This is a genomic window from uncultured Eudoraea sp. (genome assembly GCF_947258525.1).
GTDB lineage: Bacteria > Bacteroidota > Bacteroidia > Flavobacteriales > Flavobacteriaceae > Eudoraea.
In genome coordinates this window covers 1-2,910 of sequence record NZ_CAMYIP010000084.1, presented here as the reverse complement: position 1 = coordinate 2,910, position 2,910 = coordinate 1, and the positions used below count along the sequence as shown (strand labels likewise).

General features: G+C 36.4%; 3 protein-coding genes. All 3 read right to left on the bottom strand.

Going from position 1 to position 2,910, the window contains the following annotated elements:
• Positions 1-134 precede the first annotated feature (134 nt).
• A complete protein-coding gene (locus Q0X89_RS06845) occupies positions 135-413 on the bottom strand; it encodes an OmpA family protein (RefSeq protein ID WP_297692464.1) in 279 nt (92 codons plus the stop codon).
• Positions 413-1,591 carry a hypothetical protein gene (locus Q0X89_RS06840; protein WP_297692462.1) on the bottom strand — a complete coding sequence of 393 codons (1,179 nt, stop codon included), beginning with the start codon at positions 1,589-1,591 and terminating at the stop codon, positions 413-415. Before Q0X89_RS06840 ends, Q0X89_RS06845 begins: the two co-directional genes overlap by 1 nt.
• Positions 1,592-1,794: 203 nt before the next feature.
• Positions 1,795-2,589, bottom strand: a complete 795-nt coding sequence (locus Q0X89_RS06835; protein ID WP_297692460.1) for an MBL fold metallo-hydrolase — start codon at positions 2,587-2,589, stop codon at positions 1,795-1,797.
• Positions 2,590-2,910: the final 321 nt, after the last annotated feature.

Here is a 2,910-nt window from a genome sequence, read left to right as displayed (position 1 = left end):
TCACTTATTCCAGAAGTTTTGGAAATCGTAAACTTAAATCTGCTCGTGAAAGAAAGACCGGAGCCGAAGAAGAAAAAAGAAGGGTAAATTAGACTCAACTCTCCTCAGGAACATTACTATAGCTATCTAAGTTATCACCGCCTTAATGCTCTTCCAAGTTGTTCGGCATACAAAACCCCTATTACACCAGAACAAACAGCGCTTGAGCAGAAAACGACTAGTAATACCACAGCATCCGGTACATCTTCTCCAAATCCTTTTGAGACCATCCTTTTGGCATCAATAACCTGTGCAATTAATTCATTCATTACTGTATTAGCCCTCTGTTCCGATAAATTTATATTAAACTGAGTATCACCATCGCTATCCGTATGTCCTTCAACACTAAAATTAATTTCCGGATGTTCCTTCATTAGTTTTTTGTTTTCATTTCAAATTCAACAAATCCGACTGGGATTTCTTTGGAATGTTGAATAGATTTTAATCGATTTTTACTGGATTGATTGTTATTTAAGTATCCATCAAAAAATGCAAGTACATATTCCGAAAGGATTTTATATCCTAAATTTATTTCCTCTTGCGTGCCTCTAACGGCTGCCCAGTCGTCCGCGTTGTGATTACTCAACAGGATCCACGAAGAACCAAAAAAGGTGTGTCCAAATTTTTTGAAGTTTAGTGCGTAAGCATCTGAATGTTTTATATTATTGTAAACCAGTCGATCAGGTTTATGTCCGTTAAAGCCACTATTTGTAGTGAGGTAAGGAAGGTTCAAATTTGTAGTATCCGCAAAATGCATGAATGGCAAATTTTCATTATTGATCCATCCGTCGAAATTTGCAAATGCTTTAACTTTCAAATGGCGGCTTGCGGTAATCAGACATGCAGAACCTCCGAAACTAAACCCGAGTATACCTAATTTATCCGCATTTGTATTAGGAAACTTATGCATAAAGCCAATGACGAATTCCAGGTCCCGAGCTCTGTATTCAAACATGGCGTCATTAAGGATTTCGATACTGCCACCCATACCACCAATATTTGAATGTGAGGCCACTATAAAACCATGACTGGCCAAATATTCAAACATTGTAGAATTTTCGAATGTGGAACCATATCCACCTGCCGAATAGACAAGCAATGGAAAGTTACCTTCTGCCCCCGTAGCATCCGCAAATGAAGATGATGTTGCCTCCAATGCCAATTCTAATTGTGCTTGGTTGATAAATGGATTTTCATATAATGAACTTTGAATGAAAGGATGCTCCAGAGGCTTACCGGTATATTTAAAATCGGTTTGAGTAGCCATCAATTCAATGTATTTTTTAAAAGGCATTCTATTGCCTTTTGTTCCTTTTTTAATCGGGTACCATATACCGATTTGAATTGGGCGGGGTTCCCCGGCCTCTGTGCGATTACCCGATTCGGGAACTATGATACTTGCTGTGCGTGAATAATCATATTCATGATATACTTTAAAACCGATATCAAAAGGGCCATAGACTAAATTTGGTTCTAAAAATTGAGTTTGAGAAAATAAATGTGAGGGTATGGTCAAATACACGAGCAAGAATAGAAGTATTGATGGTTTCATATTATTTTTATTTTTTGTGGCCAATAGTTAAGGCAAGTAACTTTAGGTCGACGGTAAATTATTTCATGAATCTTCTCCTTTGAATCGGAATAATTTGGCTTGTATAAAATTGTCTATAACTTTTAGCTAAAAAATGGCCCGACCTTAGGAGGGGTTTTGTTATAGAAAAATCTTTCATTATTCTACCAGCGTTACTCCTTACTTTAATAATTTATAGAATCTCCTTTATAAAGGATAGCACAATTAATCCCTAGTTTTTCAACTTCTTTCTTAAACTCATGCTCATCAGCCGGATTGTACTTTTTACTAAAGAATGCAGGACAGTTATAATGACAAGGTATTACAAGTTTTGGCTTCATTACCTGTACCGCTTGCAAGGCTTCTTTCACATCCATAGTGTTGTGAACAGTTTTTCCTCCAATTGGAATCATTAAAACATCCGGACTGTTAATGGAACTCCATTCATCTGCGTGAAGAAGTGTGTCTCCAAGATTGACAATAGTTTTTCCATCAATTTGAATACGGAATCCAATGGCACCCCAGCCAATTCTTTCTTCAGGACCTGGGGTTAAAGTCTTGGAGAATGGTCCAAGTCTAAAAGTAAGGGATCCATGAGTAGTCTTTATTCCTGTGATTGACATTCCATCAACCTCAATTGTTTCATCAACAGTAAGTGTATGGATTTTTGCTACTTCTGTGGTGAATGCAAGTCCTTTATCCCGAGGGCCGAGCATTAAGTTTTTCCCATCCACATTTTTGATCATTGTTTTATTGCAAATTATCGGAGCACCTGAAGATTCTTCTAGTCTATCCGCATGCCAATAATGATCCGGGTCTCCATGTGTTACAAAAATATGAGTAATAGATTTCCATTCGGATTTTGGGATTATCGTGGTAAACCGAAAAAAATAAAACATCAGGCCTCCCGGATCTATGGCTATTTTTTTGTCATCAGTCTCAATGATAAAGGTATTGTATAAGTAGTGTGAGATTTTCATATTATTAACTATGGTATCACAGTTGTTTTCATTTGATAATTCCAAATGAGCATAAATTAATCACCGTGGGGGAAAAATCATTTTGGATTTTCTCTAACTCATTATATCAATACTAATATACCCTAATATCCCCAAAACTTCCGAAATAAGTACAGCAATGTTCCTAAGGAGATCTGAATAATAAGTATTAATAAATAGAACCTGTTGCGTTCGCAACAAAACCATATTTAATTACCAGCCTTTTTTGAAATGGAAAAGTATTATTCTTCAAAGTGGTATAGATCAGCCAATCTATAAACCAAAAAGTTGATGATTTCTGTA